Origin of the sequence: Microbacterium terricola (genome assembly GCF_027943945.1) — a bacterium.
GTDB classification, from domain to species: Bacteria; Actinomycetota; Actinomycetes; order Actinomycetales; family Microbacteriaceae; genus Microbacterium; species Microbacterium terricola.
Genome location: NZ_AP027141.1, coordinates 2,812,692 through 2,827,955 on the forward strand (window position 1 = coordinate 2,812,692; position 15,264 = coordinate 2,827,955).

Genomic DNA, 15,264 nt, shown 5'->3' on the forward strand with positions numbered 1-15,264 from the left:
CTCACGCCGTTTCGTCTCGTCGCTGCGCTCCTCGCTCAACGACCCGCAGGCAGACACCCACCCCGGCCCGTTAAGCGAGCGGAGCGAGACGAAACGGAGCGAGCTCAGGCCCGGACGGGACCCGTCGACGAGCGCAGCACGAGCTCGGGCTCGAAGAGCAGCTCGTCCCCCGCTTCGGTCGTCCCGGCGATCTGCGAGAGCAGCAGCTCGATGACGGTGCGGCCCATCGGCTCGATCGGCTGCCTGACGGTGGTGAGCGGAGGCTCGGTGCAGCTCATCAGGGCCGAGTCGTCGAAGCCGACGACGCTGACATCCTCGGGCACGCGCATGCCCAGCCGGCGGGCCGCGCGCACGGCCCCGAGCGCCAGCGGGTCGCTCGCACAGACGACGGCGGTGGCTCCGGCCGCGAACAGGCGGGCGGCGCCGGCCTGCCCCGACTCGAGCGAATAGAGCCCGCGCACGACGAGATCCTCGTCGAGCGGCGAACCGAGGCGTTCGAGGAGGCGGGTCGCCGCATCCAGCTTCCGCCGTGAGGGGATGTGGTCGAGCGGCCCGAGCACCATCCCGATGCGGCGGTGCCCGAGCTGGTGCAGGTGCAGCACCGCCTGCTCGGCCGCCGCGACGTCGTCGGTCGACACGGTGGCGAAGTCGAGCGACGGGATGCGCGCATTCACGAGCACCGTCGGCAGGTTGACCTGACGCAGGCGCTCGAAGTGCTCGTGCGGGGCGTCGGCCTGGCTGTAGTTGCCGCCGAGGAAGATCACGCCGGACACCTGCTGCTGCAGGAGCAGATCGACGTACTCCGACTCGCTGATCCCGCCGGCGTTCTGCGTGCACAGCAGCGGCGTGTAGCCGTTCTGGGTGAGCCCCCCGCCGATGATCTCGGCGAGCGCGGGGAAGATCGGGTTCGTGAGCTCGGGCAGCACCAGGCCGACGAGCCGAGCCCGTTCGCCGCGCAGCTTGGTCGGCCGCTCGTAGCCGAGCACATCGAGCGCGGTGAGCACGGCCTGGCGCGTGGCCTCGGACACCCCCGGCTTGCCGTTGAGCACGCGGCTGACCGTGGCCTCACTGACTCCGACTTTGCGCGCCACCTCGGCGAGACGCTTCGACATGCGGTCAGTGTACGCAAGAACTTGCACAGGCGCGCAAATGCCACGCAAGCCGTGCGGGAGACAAGGTGAGCCCGCCTGTCAAGCCCATCCGTGCACGCGGGGCTCGCGTCAGGATGGATGCGTGCCCGGTCCCTCGCTCGTCTGGTTCCGCGACGACCTGCGCCTCGCCGACAATCCGGCGCTGCGTGCGGCGATCCACCGCGGCGAGCCGATCATCGGCCTCTACGTGCTCGACGAGGAGTCGAGGGGAATCCGTCCGCTCGGCGGAGCGGCGAAGTGGTGGCTGCACCACTCGCTCGCCTCGCTCGGCGAGCGCATCTCCGAGCGAGGCTCGATCCTGGTACTGCGGCGGGGTCCCGCCGCGGCCGTCGTCCGCGACATCGCCGCGGCGACCGGAGCCGGCGCGGTGTTCTGGAATCGCCGCTACGGCGGGGCGGAGCGCGAGGTCGACACCGAGATCAAGACCGTGCTGCGCCACGACGGGCTCGAGGTCGATTCGTTCGCCGCGTCCCTGCTCTTCGAGCCGTGGACCGTGCAGACCGGTGCGGGGACGCCCTACTCCGTCTTCACGCCGTTCTGGCGGGCGTGCCAGTCGATGCCGGCGCCGCGCGCTCCCCTGCCCGAGCCGCGCGAGGTCCCCGGCCCGTCCACCCCACCCGCGTCCGACGATTTCGACGCGTGGCAGCTGCTGCCCACGGAGCCCGACTGGGCCGAAGGCCTGCGCGACACCTGGGAGCCCGGCGAGCCGGCCGCACGCGCGCGCCTGCGCGCCTTCCTCGAGGACGACCTCGGTGCCTACGACCGCGCGCGGGACGAGCCGGCGGCCGGCGTGACGTCCGGGCTCTCGCCGCGTCTGCGCTGGGGCGAGCTGAGCCCTCATCAGGTGTGGCACGAGACGGTCGCACATCGCGGATCGGGTGCGCACGCCGCATCCGCCCAGCGTTTCCTCTCGGAGCTCGGCTGGCGCGAGTTCGCCGCATACACGCTCTTCTCCGCGCCAGACCTCGCCACCAAGAACTGGCGCTCGGAGTTCGACGCCTTCCCCTGGCCACGACTCAATAGATCGCACCTCACGGCATGGCAGCGCGGCCGCACCGGAGTGCCGCTGGTCGACGCGGGAATGCGGGAGCTCTGGCACACCGGGGTGATGCACAACCGGGTGCGCATGGTGGTCGGCTCGTTCCTGGTGAAGAACCTGCTGATCGACTGGCGGCACGGCGAGCAGTGGTTCTGGGACACGCTGGTGGATGCGGATGCGGCGAGCAACCCGTTCAACTGGCAGTGGGTCGCGGGCTCCGGAGCGGATGCGGCGCCGTACTTCCGCATCTTCAACCCCGAGCTGCAGGCGAAGAAGTTCGACCCGCACGGGGAGTATGTGAAACGGTGGGCGCCGGAGTACTCGGCGGGCGAGGATCCGCAGCCGATCGTCGATCTCGGCGAGACCCGCCGCGCCGCGCTGGATGCGTACGACGCCGTGAAGCGGTCACGCTAGCGGGAATGCGTCGGGGATCCCGCGCGGTTGCACCACGGTGATGAACCCTTCCCCCGCCCCCGCCCTCTCCGTCCTCGACCTGGTGCCCGTGCGCGCCGGGCAGACCAGCGCACAGGCGGTGTCGGCATCCCTCGACCTCGCCTCCGTCGCCGACCGGCTGGGCTACCGCCGCTACTGGTTCGCCGAGCACCACAACATGCCGGCGGTCGCCTCGACCACGCCGCCCGTACTGGTGGCCGCCGCCGCGGGGCGCACGTCGACCATCCGTCTCGGGTCCGGTGGCGTGATGCTGCCGAACCACGCTCCGCTCATCGTCGCCGAGCAGTTCGCCGCGCTCGAGGCCATCGCGCCCGGTCGCATCGACCTCGGCATCGGCCGCGCGCCCGGCAGCGACCCGGTGATCACCCAGCTGCTGCGCATGTCGGGCACCCCGAGCGACGTGGAGCGCTTCCCCCAGCACATCCGCGACATCCTCGCGCTGGTCTCGCCGGAAGGCGCGACCCTCGAGTTCACCGCCGGCGGCACCTACGACGTGCACGCGACACCCGCCGCACAGACGACTCCCGAGGTGTGGCTGCTCGGATCCAGCGACTATTCGGCCCAGCTCGCTGCGTCGCTCGGACTCCCCTATGTGTTCGCGAACCACTTCTCCGGCGACGGACTCGAGCGTGCCCTCAGCCTGTACCGCGGGCAGTTCCGGCCGAGCGAGGCTCACCCCGAGCCGCGCACGTTCCTCACCGTCAATGTGGTGGCGGCGCCGACCGCCGACGAGGCGCACGCCCGCGCGCTGCCCCAGGCGCGCATGATGTCCAGGCTCCGCGGCGGCCGCCCGCTCGTTCCGCTCGAGACGGTGGAGCAGGCCGCGGCCGCCGAGGCGAGCGACCTCCTCGCCGCCCCGATCCTCGAGGGCCTCCGCCAGCGGTGGTTCATCGGCACCGGTGCAGAGGTCGCCGCATCCCTCCGCTCCTTCGCGGCCACGCACGGGGTCGACGAGGTGATGCTCTCGCCCGTGTCCGGTTCGTTCGACGCGGAGGCGATGGATGCTGCGCCCGGCCGCATCCAGACGCTCGAACTGATCGCCGCCGGCCTGAACTGAGGCTGCTCGCCCGAACCTGAGAGGTTCCTCGGCGCGCTGGATCTGTGGTCGGACCACATGCTAACCTGATCGCAAGAGCAGCCGTTCGCGGTCCTCCACCGACCGCCGTCTGCCCTCATCACTCCATCGCCGCCCGGTCGCGCCGAACTCTCGACTGCCCGGGCACGGCGTCGTACTCGGCATGCCTCGGATGGCTCGCACCACCGAGAAGAGGAACCCATGTCCTACGACACCGTCACGAATCCGGCGCCCCCGCCGGCGCCGCTCGGCGCGACGGGTCCCGCCACGCCGGAGCAGGCCGTGAAGAAGCCGAGGAACGTCCTCGGCCGGGTCGCCCTGGTCGTCGCCATCATCGGCATGATCTTCGCCTGCATTCCAGGCGCGCTCATCATCGGCTGGATCCTGCTGCCGATCGCCTTCGTCCTCGGCATCGTCTCGCTCTTCCGCACGGGCAAGGGCAAGTCCGCGGGCCTGACGGGCTTGATTCTCTCGATCGTCGGAACAGTCATCGGTGCCAGCGTCTTCGCCTCCCTGGCCGTCGACGCGGTCGACGATGCCTTCTCGGGTTCGGAGGCCGTGGCGGTCGCGCCGGCCGACAGCGGAGCAGTCGACGTGCCGGCGGAGTCCGCAGCCGCGGCAGCCGCTGCCGTCGACGACATCCAGATCGTCGAGTCGGGTTTCGGCGCCGAGTCGAGCGGTTCGTATTGGTACGGGGTCGTCATCGACAACCCGAACAGCGACTACGTCTTCACGTCCGAACCGGTGACTGTCGAGGCTGTCGCCGAGGATGGCACGATCCTCGACTCCGCAACCAGCTATGTCACCCTGCTGCAGGGACAGACCATCCTCACCGGGACGTTCTTCAGTGTGGGCTCCAGCACGATCGACCACCTCGACGTGCGGGGACCGGGCGCCGACGACGCGACTTCTTCCCCCGCCAACGAGACAGGTGTGATGACGGTCAGCGACATCAAGGCGTCGACCGATTACGGCATGACCACGGTCAGCGGAACCGTGTCGAGCACGCTCGGCGAGGACCAGGAGCTGGTGTCCGTCGAAATCATCGCCCGCGACGACAGCGGGACGATGGTCGGCTCGACGACGGCGTTCATCGACCGTCTGCCCACCGAGGGCGCAGCCCAGTTCGAGGGCTTGTTCCTGGACCTGCCCGCAGACGTCACGTTCGAGGCCACCGCGGTTCTCTGACCGCAGCCTCTGCCCCGCGGTCCCTGACCGCGCGATTCCCCCCCGGGGCGCCATGCCCCACCGCAGCCCGTTCGCCGTCACCGGTGAGCGGGCTTCGGCGTTCCCGCCGCGGCACGACCGAGTTCTCCTACAGCGCGGCCGCGGAGCCCGACACCCGGATCCCGCCCGTCGGGGGGATCTCGACCTCGAGCAGGCAGGGACGACCGACATGGCGCCCCTGGCGGATGCGCACGTGCGTCGTCTCTCCGACGGGCACGGCCCTGAGCGCGCGCAGATAGCCGCCGAACGACGCGGCCGCCGACCCTGTGGCCGGGTCTTCGGTGATCGCTCCGACCGGGAAGAGATTGCGTGCCTCCCAGTCGCCGGCGGGGTCGCGGTGCATCACGGTGACCGTTCCGGTCCAGCCCTGCTCGTCCATCAGCGAGCGCACGGCGACCGGATCGAACGAGAAGCCGTCGAAGCGCGCCCGATCGGCGATGACGAGCACGGGATGCGGGTTGCCCGCGCGGGCGATCCGCGGACCGTAGGCGCCGTCGAGGTCGCTCTCGCTCAGCCCGAGCAGCGCGAGCAGCGCCTCGCGCACGTCGGGCGCAAGGTCGGACACGACCGGATCCACGCTGGTGAAGGTCGCCCGTATGCCGGCGTCTGTCGCGATCGTCTCGATCGGCACGTCGCCGACCGGGGTGGCGAAGCGGAAGAGCCCTGCACCCTCGCGCTCGGCGAGCACGACCGCTGTCGCGATGGTGGCGTGCCCGCAGAACGGGACCTCAGCGATGGGCGAGTAATAGCGGATGCGGCGCGCTGCGCCGTCCTGCCCGACGAGGAATGCGGTCTCCGCGTAGCCGACGTCGGCAGCGATCCGCTGCATCTCGGCATCGTCCAGCCCGTCCGCGTCCAGCACCACACCGGCGGGGTTTCCGCCATCGGCCTCTGAGGGATCGATGAAGGCGGCGTACCGCAGCACCTCGGGCATCTCAGGCGTCGGGCTCGCCCGAGATGAGGCCGCGCAGCCAGTCGCGCGCCTCGACGAACACGTCGTCGGAGTAGCGCTGCGGGTAGCGCACGATGGCGTGGTCGGCGCGCGGGTACGAGCCCAGGAAGATGACCTTCGGGCTGAACCGCCGCAGCCCCATCAGGGCGTCGGCCATCCGCTCGTGCTCGATGTGGCCGTCGGCGTCGATGACGAACCGGTAGCGGCCGAGCTCGTCGCCGATCGGACGCGAGGCGAGCAGCGACAGGTTGATGCCGCGGGTGGCGAACTGCTCGAGCAGCTCGAGCAGGGCGCCCGGGTGGTCTTCGGGCAGCTCGACGATGAGCGAGGTCTTGTCGGCGCCGGTCGGGGGCGGCGGCGCGACGGTGCGTGCGACGAGCACGAACCGGGTCACGGCGCGCTCGTTGTCGCCGATGTGCGCGGCGAGCAGCTCGAGCTCGTGGTGCTCGAGGATCCCGGGCGCGGCGATGGCGGCATCCGCATCGCTGGTCCCCTCCAGGAGCCCCATCGCGCTGGCGACGTTGCTGGCCGCGGGCACGTGCGCGTGCGCCGGCAGCTGCTCGGTCAGCCACTGCAGGCACTGCGCGTACGCGACGGGGTGCGCGGCGATGAGCGACACCTGGTCGAGGCGCGTGCCCGGCCGGGCGACCAGCACGAAGTCGACGGGCACGAGATACTCGCCGACGATCCGCAGCCCCGGCATGGTCGCGAGGGCGTCCTGCGCGGTGGAGACGCCGCCGTCGACCGAGTTCTCGATGGCGATCATCGCGGCGTCGGCGCGGCCCTCGACGACGTCCGCGAGCGCCTCGCCGACGTTGCGGACGGAGCGCCAGTTCTGGCCTCGGGCCTCGGGCACCTGCGCGAGCGCCGCTTCGGTGAAGGTGCCCGCCGGACCCAGGTAGCTGTACGTGCGACGGGTGGGGGCGTCGGGCTCGGTGCTCACGGGGATTCAGCCTAGTCGGGGCACCGCCGGGCGTTGCATCCGCCGGATCCCCCGCTTAGATTCGAGCGGACAGCCGAGGGGGCGAACATGACCGACCGATTCCGGATGCTGCGCACCACCGCCGTCGCAGGAGCGACCATGACCGGGCTGCTGCTGCTCGCCGGCTGCACCGGCCAGACGAACCATCCGGACCCCGGGCCGACGGCATCCACGGCGCCGAGTGAGAGCGGATCCGCGTCGGGTGAGCCCTCGCCGACCGTTTCGGCCGGCGACACGGACGACCCCGCCTGCCTCATCGGCGACTGGGATGTCGACGAGCAGTCGCTCACCGACTTCTACGCCCAGGTGAGCGCGATCGCGGGCGAGGCGGGCATCACGTTCACGCCCGAGGGCACCGCCGCCCTGACGATCGGCGCGGACGACTACACCTGGACCCCCGACCTGACGCTGAAACTGGATGCTGCCGGCACCCCGATGTCGGTCGACATCAGCGGGTCGATCAGCGGCACCTACACGGCGACTCCCGGCCACATCGCCACCGATGCGACCGTCGCGAACGACCTCGAGATCGTCGCCGATGCCGCCGGCCAGGCCATCGACGCCGCCGAGATCGTCGAGCAGATCGTGCAGGCTCCGGTCGGCGACGCGACCTTCGCCTGCACCCCCGACACGCTCGAGCTCGACACCGCGGTCGCCGACGGCGTCGCGACCCTGACCCTCACGCGCCGCTGACCCCGATCCGGCCCGACATCCGCGGACTTCAGGCGAACCCGGGGGCGCGGTATCGCCGTGGACGGGGCAGACTAGGCCCATGACTCGCGCAGGACAGCCGGCCGAAGCATCCGACCTCATCGACATCGATGAACTGATCTCGGCGTACTACGACAAGAAGCCGGATGCGGCGGTGCCCGAGCAGCGGGTCGCCTTCGGCACCAGCGGCCACCGCGGGTCGGCCCTGTCGACCAGCTTCAACGAGGACCACATCCTCGCGACCACCCAGGCGATCGTCGACTACCGCAACGGCCAGGGGATCGGCGGGCCGCTCTTCCTCGGCCGCGACACGCACGGCCTGTCGCTGCCGGCCGAGCGCAGCGCCATCGAGGTGCTGATCGCGAACGGCGTGGACGTGCGCGTCGACTCCCGCGACTCGTGGGTGCCGACGCCCTCGCTCTCGCACGCGATCCTGACGTACAACAAGGGCCGCGCGCTCGACGACCCCGGCCGCGCCGACGGCATCGTCGTGACCCCCTCGCACAACCCGCCCCGCGACGGCGGCTTCAAGTACAACCCGCCGAACGGCGGACCGGCCGACACCGACGCGACCGGCTGGATCGCCGACCGCGCGAACGAGCTGATCGCGGCCGGGCTCGACGGGGTGCACCGCACGCCGTACAAGGACATCGACGGTGACGCGCTCGGCGAGTACGACTTCCGCGACGCGTACGTGCGCGACCTCGCGAACATCATCGACGTCGAGGCGATCAAGCGTGCGGGCGTGCGGATCGGCTCCGACCCGCTGGGCGGCGCGTCGGTGGAGTACTGGGCGCTCATCGCCGAGATCTACGAGCTCGACCTGACCGTGGTGAACCCCGATGTCGACCCGACCTGGCGGTTCATGACCCTGGACTGGGACGAGAAGATCCGGATGGATCCGTCATCGCCGTCGGCGATGGCCTCGCTGGTCGCGAAGCGCCACGACTACGACATCCTCACGGGCAACGACGCGGATGCCGACCGGCACGGCATCGTGACCCCGGACGCGGGGCTGATGAACCCGAACCACTACCTCGCGGTCGCGATCGACTACCTGTACGCGCACCGCGACGGCTGGCCCGCCGATGCCGCGATCGGCAAGACGCTGGTCTCGTCGATGATCATCGACCGTGTCGCGGAGTCGCTCGGGCGCACCCTGCTCGAGGTGCCGGTCGGGTTCAAGTGGTTCGTTCCCGGCCTGCTCGACGGCTCGGTCGCCTTCGGCGGCGAGGAGTCGGCAGGCGCCTCGTTCCTGCGCTTCGACGGCACGGTGTGGACCACCGACAAGGACGGCATCATCCTGTGCCTGCTCGCCGCGGAGATCCTCGCGGTCACGGGCAAGACCCCCTCGCAGCGGTACGCCGAGCTCGAGGAGCAGTTCGGCGCCTCGGCCTACCAGCGGGTGGACGCCCCGGCGACGCCCGCGCAGAAGGCGCAGCTCGCCAAGCTGGCACCGGATGCGGTCACCGCGACCGAGCTCGCGGGCGAGCCCATCACGGGCAAGCTGTCGCACGCCCCGGGCAACGGGGCCGCGATCGGCGGCCTCAAGGTGCAGACCGAGCACGCCTGGTTCGCGGCCCGTCCATCGGGGACCGAGGACGTGTACAAGCTGTACGCCGAGTCGCTGCGCGGCGAGGACCACCTCAAGCAGGTGCAGGAAGAGGCCCGCGCGGTCGTCGCGGCCGCCCTCGGGAGCTGACCGGGGCGTTTCGTCTCGCTGCGCTCGCTCACCGACCCGGCTGTTCAGGTGGCAGTTGTGGTCGCTCGCGCCCGCCGGAGCGGCACGAACGGACACCCGAACCCTGGCGAAGTCACCAGGTGACCGTCGGCCAGCCCTCGGCGTCCCAGACGAGGGGCAGCAGTGCGAGCTGGAACGCCCCGTTGAGCCGCCCGTCGTAGTAGTGCACCGCGAGTGTGCCGGCGGCGGAGGACTGCCCGCCTGGGCCGATGTGGACCTGCCCGTCGCCCTCGAGCACACTGGTGCCGCCGCCCTCCAGGAGCGGCACGCCGGCTCGATCCACGTACGGGCCCGTCACGGCATCCGCCCGGCCCACCATCACGCGGTACGTGCTCGCGAGCGCCTTGCAGCAGGAGTCGAACGAGACGAACAGGAAGTAGTCGCCATCGTGCTCGACGATGTACGGCGCCTCGATGGCGTTCGGCGGCACGCCGCGGTCGGCCAAGCGCAGCGGCTCCGCAGCATCCGCTCGTCCGCCGTCCGGCCACTGGAGCGACACCATGCGGATGCCGCTCCAGAAGGATCCGAACGCCAGCCACGGGTCGCCCGCCTCGTCGACGATCACGCCCGGGTCGATGGCGTTGAAATCGTCGGCCGGAGATGACGAGATGACCTCGCCCCGATCCACCCAGCGGTAATCCGGGTCGTCGGGATCGAGCGTCGTGTTCGTCGCGAGCGCGATGACCGAGGTGTTCTGGCCGAAGGTGGACGCCGCGTAGTAGAGGTACCACGTGCCGTCGTGCTCGATCAGCTCGGGTGCCCACAGATTCGAGACGCCCGGCACCGCCTCACTGAGCCAGTCGGGCTTCTCGTCCCACACCGCGCCGCGCGCGTTCCACGTCGTGCCGTCGGCCGACGACCTGATCTGGATGTTCCCGTCGGCGACGTTCGGGTCACCCGTGGAGTACACGTACTCGACATCGCCCGAGACCGCATAGGCGGGATCGTGGGTCGCGAGATCGCCGGTCAGCTCCCGCGCGCCCGACGCCGCCGGCGCGCACCCCGTGAGGAGAGCGGATGCTGCGGCCGCCGCGACCGCGAGCGCCACGATCGGGTGAGCCCGCAGCATCCGTCGACGAGTCATCAGGCGCTGAGCGAGACAGCCGTCCAGGAGACCGGAGGAAGCGTCACGGTCAGGCGACCGCCCTCGACGGTCGCCGAGTCGTTGGGCTTCAGCCCGACGCGCTCGGTGTCGTGGAGGGTGTTCGCGGCCGAGCGGTCGTCGTCCCACAGCGACACCGCCTCGGTGACGACGAGCCCGGACATCGCCGAGATGTCCACGGTCACCTCATGCGACTCGTTCTGGTCGCGGTTGACCAGGAAGAGCGCGACCGCGCCGGTCTCGGGGTCGTGAGTGGCCACGGCGTCGAGCACCGGCACCTCCCCGTAGACCTCGGTCGTGTACGTGGGCGACTCGAGGCGCACCTCGAGCGCGTGCCCCACCGCGAGGCGCGAGGTCGTCGCGAACGGGAAGTACGTCGTCTGCTTCCAGGCGGGTCCGCCCGGCTCGGTCATGATCGGGGCGATCACGTTGACGAGCTGCGCGAGCGAAGCGCTCGTCACCCGGTCGGCGTGCTTGAGCAGCGAGATCATCAGGTTGCCGAAGACGACGGCATCCGCCACCGAGTACGCGTCTTCCAGCAGGCGCGGGGCGACCGGCCAGTTGTCGACCCCGGTGATCTTGTCGACGCCGTGGTAGCGGTCGATGTACCAGACGTTCCATTCGTCGAACGAGATGTCGATCTTCTTCGTGCTGCCCTTGACGGCGCCGACGTGGTCGGCGGTCGCGACGACCGTCTCGATGAAGTGGTCCATATCGACGGCCGACGCGAGGAAGCTGCCCAGGTCTCCGCCGCGCTCCTCGTAGTAGGCGTGGCACGAGATGTAGTCGACGTCGTCGTACGTGTGGGTGAGCACGACCCGCTCCCACTCGCCGAACGTCGGCATGTGCGCGCTCGACGAGCCGCACACGACGAGCTCGAGGTCGGGGTCGACCTGCCGCAGCGCCTTGGCGGTCTGCGACGCGATCTTGCCGTAGTCGTCGGCCGAGCGATGCCCGAGCTGCCAGGGGCCGTCCATCTCGTTGCCGAGGCACCACATGCGCACGTCGAACGGCTCGGCACGGCCATTCGCCACGCGACGGTCGGACAGCGCCGTGCCGCCGCGGATGTTCGAGTACTCGAGCAGGTCGAGGGCTTCGAGCGTCCCGCGGGTGCCGAGGTTCACCGCGAGCATGAGCTCACTGCCGACCTTGTCGAGCCACGACGCGAACTCGTGCAGGCCCACCTCGTTGGTCTCGGTCGAGTGCCAGGCCAGGTCGAGCCGCCGCGGACGCTCCTCCTTCGGGCCGACACTGTCCTCCCAGCGGAACCCGGAGACGAAGTTGCCGCCCGGATACCGGATGGCGGAGACGCCGAGTCCGCTGACCAGATCGATGACGTCCTGACGGAAGCCCTCGGCGTCGGCTGTGGGGTGCCCGGGTTCGTAGATGCCGTCGTAGACGCAGCGACCCAGGTGCTCGACGAACGAGCCGAAGAGGCGGCGGTTGATCGGTCCGACGGCGAAGCGGGGATCGATGGTGAGGCGAGCAGAGATCACTTGAGACTTCCCAGGGAGAGGCCGCCCTGCCAGTACTTCTGCAGGGACAGGAACGCGATGATGAGTGGCACGATCGAGACGAGCGAGCCGATGATGATGAGGCTCCACAGCGACGTGCCGCCGCCGTTGTTCGCCGCAGCGAGGCTCTGCCATTGGTTGATGCCGACCACGACGGGGAACAGGCGGTTGTTCTGCAGCATCGCCAGCGGGAGGAAGAAGTTGTTCCACGTCGCGACGATCGACAGCAGCAGCACCGTGACGACCGCCGGGCGCATCAGCGGAAGAGCCACCTGGAAGAACGTGCGCCACTCCCCTGCGCCGTCGACGCGCGCCGCGTCGATCAGCTCGTCGGGCACCGAGTCGCGCACGTAGACGGTCATGAGGTAGACGCCGAACGGGTTGAGCAGCGACGGCAGGATGACCGCCCACACCGTGTTGGTGAGGTTGACCTGCGACAGCATGATGAACGTCGGGATGACGAGGGCCGTGAGGGGCACCATCACCGAGCCCAGCAGCAGCGCGAACGTGAAGTCACGACCCCGGAAGGCGTACTTGGCGAAGCCGTATCCGGCGAGCACGGCGAGGACGGTCGCGCCCACTCCGCCCGTCAGCGCGTAGAACGCCGAGTTCAGGAGCCACTGCACGTAGATGCCGCCGTTGTACGTGAAGAGCTGCTGCAGGTTGCCGAGGTAGTCGATCGTGTCGGCGAACCACAGCGAGTTCCCGCCGCCGAACAGTCCAGCGGCGTCCTTCGACGAGTTGACGACGATCCACCAGAACGGGATCAGGAAGTAGACGACGAGCAGGCCGAGCATGACCTGGATGCCGATGCGCCGCGGCTGCTTCGGCCCGTGGCCGACTCCGGGGGCCGTGGCGGCCCGACCGGGCACCGTGAGAGTCCGAGTGGTGGTCATCGCAGGAACCCTCCCCGCTTGCGCGTTGCGAACATGAAGATGTACACGCAGACGAAGACGACGAAGCCGAGCGCGAACGAGATCGCCGAGCCGTAGTTGAAGTTCGCCAGCGCGAACGCCTGCTGGTACGCGTACATGTTGGGGGTGAAGTCGGGCCCGATGGATCCCGCTGCCAGGAACTTCAGCATCATCGGCTCGTTGAAGAACTGCAGCGTCCCGATGAGGGCGAACACGAGGATCAGCAGGAGCGCGCTGCTCACCATGGGCACCTTGATGCGCACCGCGATCTGCCACGCGTTCGCGCCGTCGATGCGCGCCGCCTCGTAGATCGACGGGTCGATGCCCTGCAGCGCCGCGTACAGGATGATCATGTAGTAGCCCGCCCACTGCCAGGTGACGACGTTCAGCAGGCCGAAGAAGATCAGGTCAGGGCTCAGGAAGTCGGGGGCCGTCTGGCCGAACAGCCCGAAGAGGTCGCTCAGCGGGCCGAAGTTGTCGCTGTACAGGAAGCCCCACATGAGGGCGCCGATCGCGGCGGGGATCGCGTACGGCAGGAAGACCATGAGCCGCGAGAAGCGGGTGAACCGCGTGACCACCGCATCCAGGACGAGTGCGATCACCAGCGAGACGAGCATCTGCAGCGGGATCAGGACGATCGAGAAGCGGACGACGAACCAGACGCCGTTGAGGAAGCTGTCGTCGGTGAACGCCTTCAGGTAGTTGTCGAACCAGACGAACTGGGTGCCGCCGATGAGCGCCTTCTTGAACAGCGAGAGGTAGAACGCGTAGGCCAGCGGTGCGATGAGGAAGATCGAGAAGACGATCCCGAACGGGGCGATGAAGATCCACCCCACTGCCGAGCGGCGACGCAACGCCCGTCTGGAGCCTGCGCGCGGCTTCGCCGGCGCGAGAGTCGTAGTTGTCATGTGCTGATCCTTGCGGTGGGGACGCGCCGGGCCGACCCCGAGAGCGGAGCCGGCCCGGGCGAGAGGACTACTCGGTGACGGTGAAGCCCTGCTCGGTGGCGTAGTCGACGAGCGTCTTCTGCAGGCTGTCGGCGGCCTCGGATCCGGTCTTCTCGCCGGCGTTGATCGCGGCGAGCTCCTTCGTGAACTCGGCGTAGTAGAACGAGCCGAACGGGCTGTAGGTGAAGCCCTCGTAGGCGTCCGCCGCGGGGACGTACACCTCCTTGTTGGCCTGCTGTCCGTTGAAGAACCCGACCTCCGCGTCGACGAACTCGTCCGAGGTGAGGACGTTGTTGTTCAGCGGGAAGATGATCTGGTTCTGCCAGCCGTCCGTGAGGGAGGCGTCGTCGGCGTAGATGCCGAGCGCGACCTTCGCGGCGAGCTCCGGCTGCGTCGACTGGCTGGTCACCGAGAAGGCCGAGCCGCCCCAGTTGACCGACACGGGGTTCGCGGTGTCCCACTGCGGGAGCGGGGCGACGGCGAACTTGCCCGCGTCCTCGCCTTCGCCGACGCCGGCACCGGTGAGGTAGCCGGGCGCCCATGCGGCCGAGACGTAGGTGGCGTAGTCGCCGCCGACGACACCAGAGATGTACTCGGGCGTGAACTGGTCCTGCGTTCCCACGAGGCCCTTCTCGACGAGACCGGCCCAGTAGTCGAGCACCTCCTTGGACGCGTCGTCGTTCACCTTGATGCCGATCTCCTCGGGAGTGGCGGGGTCGTAGGTGAAGGGCGTCGCGCCGTTCTGGATCGTGAGGGCCATGAAGACGGCCGGCACGTTGGCGCCGAGGTCGCCGAAGAGCGGCCCGCCGGCATCCTTGATCTTCTGCGCTGCGGTCTCGTACTCGTCCCACGTGGTGGGCGGCGTGATGCCGTACTCGTCGAAGATGTCGGTGCGGTAGATCATGCCCATGGGGCCGCCATCGACCGGAGCGCCGTAGACCGCGGAGCCGACCGAGACGTCCTTCCACGCGCCGGCGCTGAAGTTGTCCTTGACGTCCTCGACGCCGAAGCCGGAGATGTCGACGAGTGCCTCCTGCACCACGTAGTTCGGGATGCGGTCGGCCTCGAGCATGATCACGTCCGGGGCTCCGGTGCCCGCCGAGATCGCGGTCTGGAACTTGTCGTACTCGTCGTTGCCCTGGCCGACGTTCGTCCAGCAGGCCTGGACCTCGTCGTTGCCCTCGTTGAAGTTGTCGACGACCTTGTCCATGTTGGGGTACCAGCCCCAGACGGTGACGGTGGGGAGGTCGGTCTTCGTGATGGTGTTGGTGCAGCTGGCGGCCTCGCCGCCGTTGCCGTTCTCGGTGCTTTCGCCGCCGTTGCCGCCGGTGCAGGCGGTCAGCAGACAGGTGATCGCCAGGGCCGATCCGGCCGCGAGCGCGAGCTTCTTCTTCACTGTGCTCGGTTCCCTTCAGGGTGTGAGTGAGGACTTCTTTGTCGGTGCGTCACCCAGCAG

13 protein-coding genes are annotated in these 15,264 nt (G+C 69.6%); 5 read left to right on the forward strand and 8 right to left on the reverse strand.

All coding sequences use genetic code 11. The features are described 5' to 3' along the window. Positions 1-104 precede the first annotated feature (104 nt). Positions 105-1,112 (reverse strand): LacI family DNA-binding transcriptional regulator, encoded by a 1,008-nt coding sequence (locus tag Microterr_RS13425; RefSeq protein ID WP_263797410.1) that lies wholly within the window; start codon positions 1,110-1,112, stop codon positions 105-107. Positions 1,113-1,233: 121 nt separating this feature from the next. Here Microterr_RS13425 and Microterr_RS13430 point away from each other — a divergent pair, with 121 nt between their 5' ends. The 3 genes from Microterr_RS13430 (at position 1,234) to Microterr_RS13440 (ending at position 4,906) form a co-directional block, all read left to right on the forward strand. Beyond that, positions 1,234-2,604 (forward strand): cryptochrome/photolyase family protein, encoded by a 1,371-nt coding sequence (locus Microterr_RS13430; protein WP_263797409.1) that lies wholly within the window; start codon positions 1,234-1,236, stop codon positions 2,602-2,604. 40 nt (positions 2,605-2,644) lie between these two features. Next, positions 2,645-3,700: an LLM class flavin-dependent oxidoreductase gene (locus Microterr_RS13435; protein ID WP_263797408.1), complete on the forward strand. Its 1,056-nt coding sequence runs from the start codon at positions 2,645-2,647 to the stop codon at positions 3,698-3,700. Between the two features lie 219 nt (positions 3,701-3,919). Then, entirely contained in the window at positions 3,920-4,906 is a 987-nt protein-coding gene (locus tag Microterr_RS13440) for an FxLYD domain-containing protein (protein WP_263797407.1), read from the forward strand. A gap of 127 nt (positions 4,907-5,033) precedes the next feature. Here the strand turns inward: Microterr_RS13440 and Microterr_RS13445 are convergent, their stop codons facing one another. Beyond that, a complete protein-coding gene (locus tag Microterr_RS13445; RefSeq protein ID WP_263797406.1) occupies positions 5,034-5,879 on the reverse strand; it encodes a PhzF family phenazine biosynthesis protein in 846 nt (281 codons plus the stop codon). 1 nt (position 5,880) lies between these two features. Next, positions 5,881-6,840, reverse strand: a complete 960-nt coding sequence (pheA, locus tag Microterr_RS13450; RefSeq protein ID WP_263797405.1) for a prephenate dehydratase — start codon at positions 6,838-6,840, stop codon at positions 5,881-5,883. A gap of 87 nt (positions 6,841-6,927) precedes the next feature. Here pheA and Microterr_RS13455 point away from each other — a divergent pair, with 87 nt between their 5' ends. Both Microterr_RS13455 and pgm read left to right on the forward strand, forming a co-directional pair. Further along, positions 6,928-7,572: a hypothetical protein gene (locus Microterr_RS13455; protein ID WP_263797404.1), complete on the forward strand. Its 645-nt coding sequence runs from the start codon at positions 6,928-6,930 to the stop codon at positions 7,570-7,572. A 79-nt stretch (positions 7,573-7,651) separates the two neighbouring features. Further along, a complete protein-coding gene (pgm, locus tag Microterr_RS13460; RefSeq protein ID WP_263797403.1) occupies positions 7,652-9,292 on the forward strand; it encodes a phosphoglucomutase (alpha-D-glucose-1,6-bisphosphate-dependent) in 1,641 nt (546 codons plus the stop codon). A 112-nt stretch (positions 9,293-9,404) separates the two neighbouring features. Here the strand turns inward: pgm and Microterr_RS13465 are convergent, their stop codons facing one another. The 5 genes from Microterr_RS13465 to Microterr_RS13485 all read right to left on the reverse strand — a co-directional run bounded on the left by Microterr_RS13465 (position 9,405) and on the right by Microterr_RS13485 (position 15,204). After that, positions 9,405-10,415, reverse strand: a complete 1,011-nt coding sequence (locus tag Microterr_RS13465) for an arabinan endo-1,5-alpha-L-arabinosidase (RefSeq protein ID WP_263797402.1) — start codon at positions 10,413-10,415, stop codon at positions 9,405-9,407. Beyond that, on the reverse strand, positions 10,415-11,929 hold the full coding sequence (gene arfA / locus Microterr_RS13470) for an arabinosylfuranosidase ArfA (protein WP_263797401.1): 1,515 nt from the start codon (positions 11,927-11,929) through the stop codon (positions 10,415-10,417). The genes Microterr_RS13465 and arfA overlap by 1 nt, the downstream gene beginning before the upstream one ends. After that, positions 11,926-12,843, reverse strand: a complete 918-nt coding sequence (locus Microterr_RS13475; RefSeq protein ID WP_263797400.1) for a carbohydrate ABC transporter permease — start codon at positions 12,841-12,843, stop codon at positions 11,926-11,928. The genes arfA and Microterr_RS13475 overlap by 4 nt, the downstream gene beginning before the upstream one ends. Beyond that, positions 12,840-13,769: a carbohydrate ABC transporter permease gene (locus Microterr_RS13480; protein WP_263797398.1), complete on the reverse strand. Its 930-nt coding sequence runs from the start codon at positions 13,767-13,769 to the stop codon at positions 12,840-12,842. Before Microterr_RS13480 ends, Microterr_RS13475 begins: the two co-directional genes overlap by 4 nt. 67 nt (positions 13,770-13,836) lie before the next feature. Next, the gene (locus Microterr_RS13485) at positions 13,837-15,204 is read right to left on the reverse strand and encodes an ABC transporter substrate-binding protein (RefSeq protein ID WP_263797397.1); all 1,368 of its coding nucleotides are present in this window, start codon (positions 15,202-15,204) and stop codon (positions 13,837-13,839) included. Between the last annotated feature and the right edge of the window lie 60 nt (positions 15,205-15,264).

Coding starts and splice junctions, on each gene's coding strand:
- Microterr_RS13425 (WP_263797410.1), bottom strand. CDS start 1,112: ATGTCGAAGCGTCTCGCCGAGGTGGCGCGCAAAGTCGGAGTCAGTGAG.
- Microterr_RS13435 (WP_263797408.1), top strand. CDS start 2,645: ATGAACCCTTCCCCCGCCCCCGCCCTCTCCGTCCTCGACCTGGTGCCC.
- Microterr_RS13440 (WP_263797407.1), top strand. CDS start 3,920: ATGTCCTACGACACCGTCACGAATCCGGCGCCCCCGCCGGCGCCGCTC.
- Microterr_RS13445 (WP_263797406.1), bottom strand. CDS start 5,879: ATGCCCGAGGTGCTGCGGTACGCCGCCTTCATCGATCCCTCAGAGGCC.
- Microterr_RS13455 (WP_263797404.1), top strand. CDS start 6,928: ATGACCGACCGATTCCGGATGCTGCGCACCACCGCCGTCGCAGGAGCG.
- pgm (WP_263797403.1), top strand. CDS start 7,652: ATGACTCGCGCAGGACAGCCGGCCGAAGCATCCGACCTCATCGACATC.
- Microterr_RS13465 (WP_263797402.1), bottom strand. CDS start 10,415: ATGACTCGTCGACGGATGCTGCGGGCTCACCCGATCGTGGCGCTCGCG.
- Microterr_RS13475 (WP_263797400.1), bottom strand. CDS start 12,843: ATGACCACCACTCGGACTCTCACGGTGCCCGGTCGGGCCGCCACGGCC.
- Microterr_RS13480 (WP_263797398.1), bottom strand. CDS start 13,769: ATGACAACTACGACTCTCGCGCCGGCGAAGCCGCGCGCAGGCTCCAGA.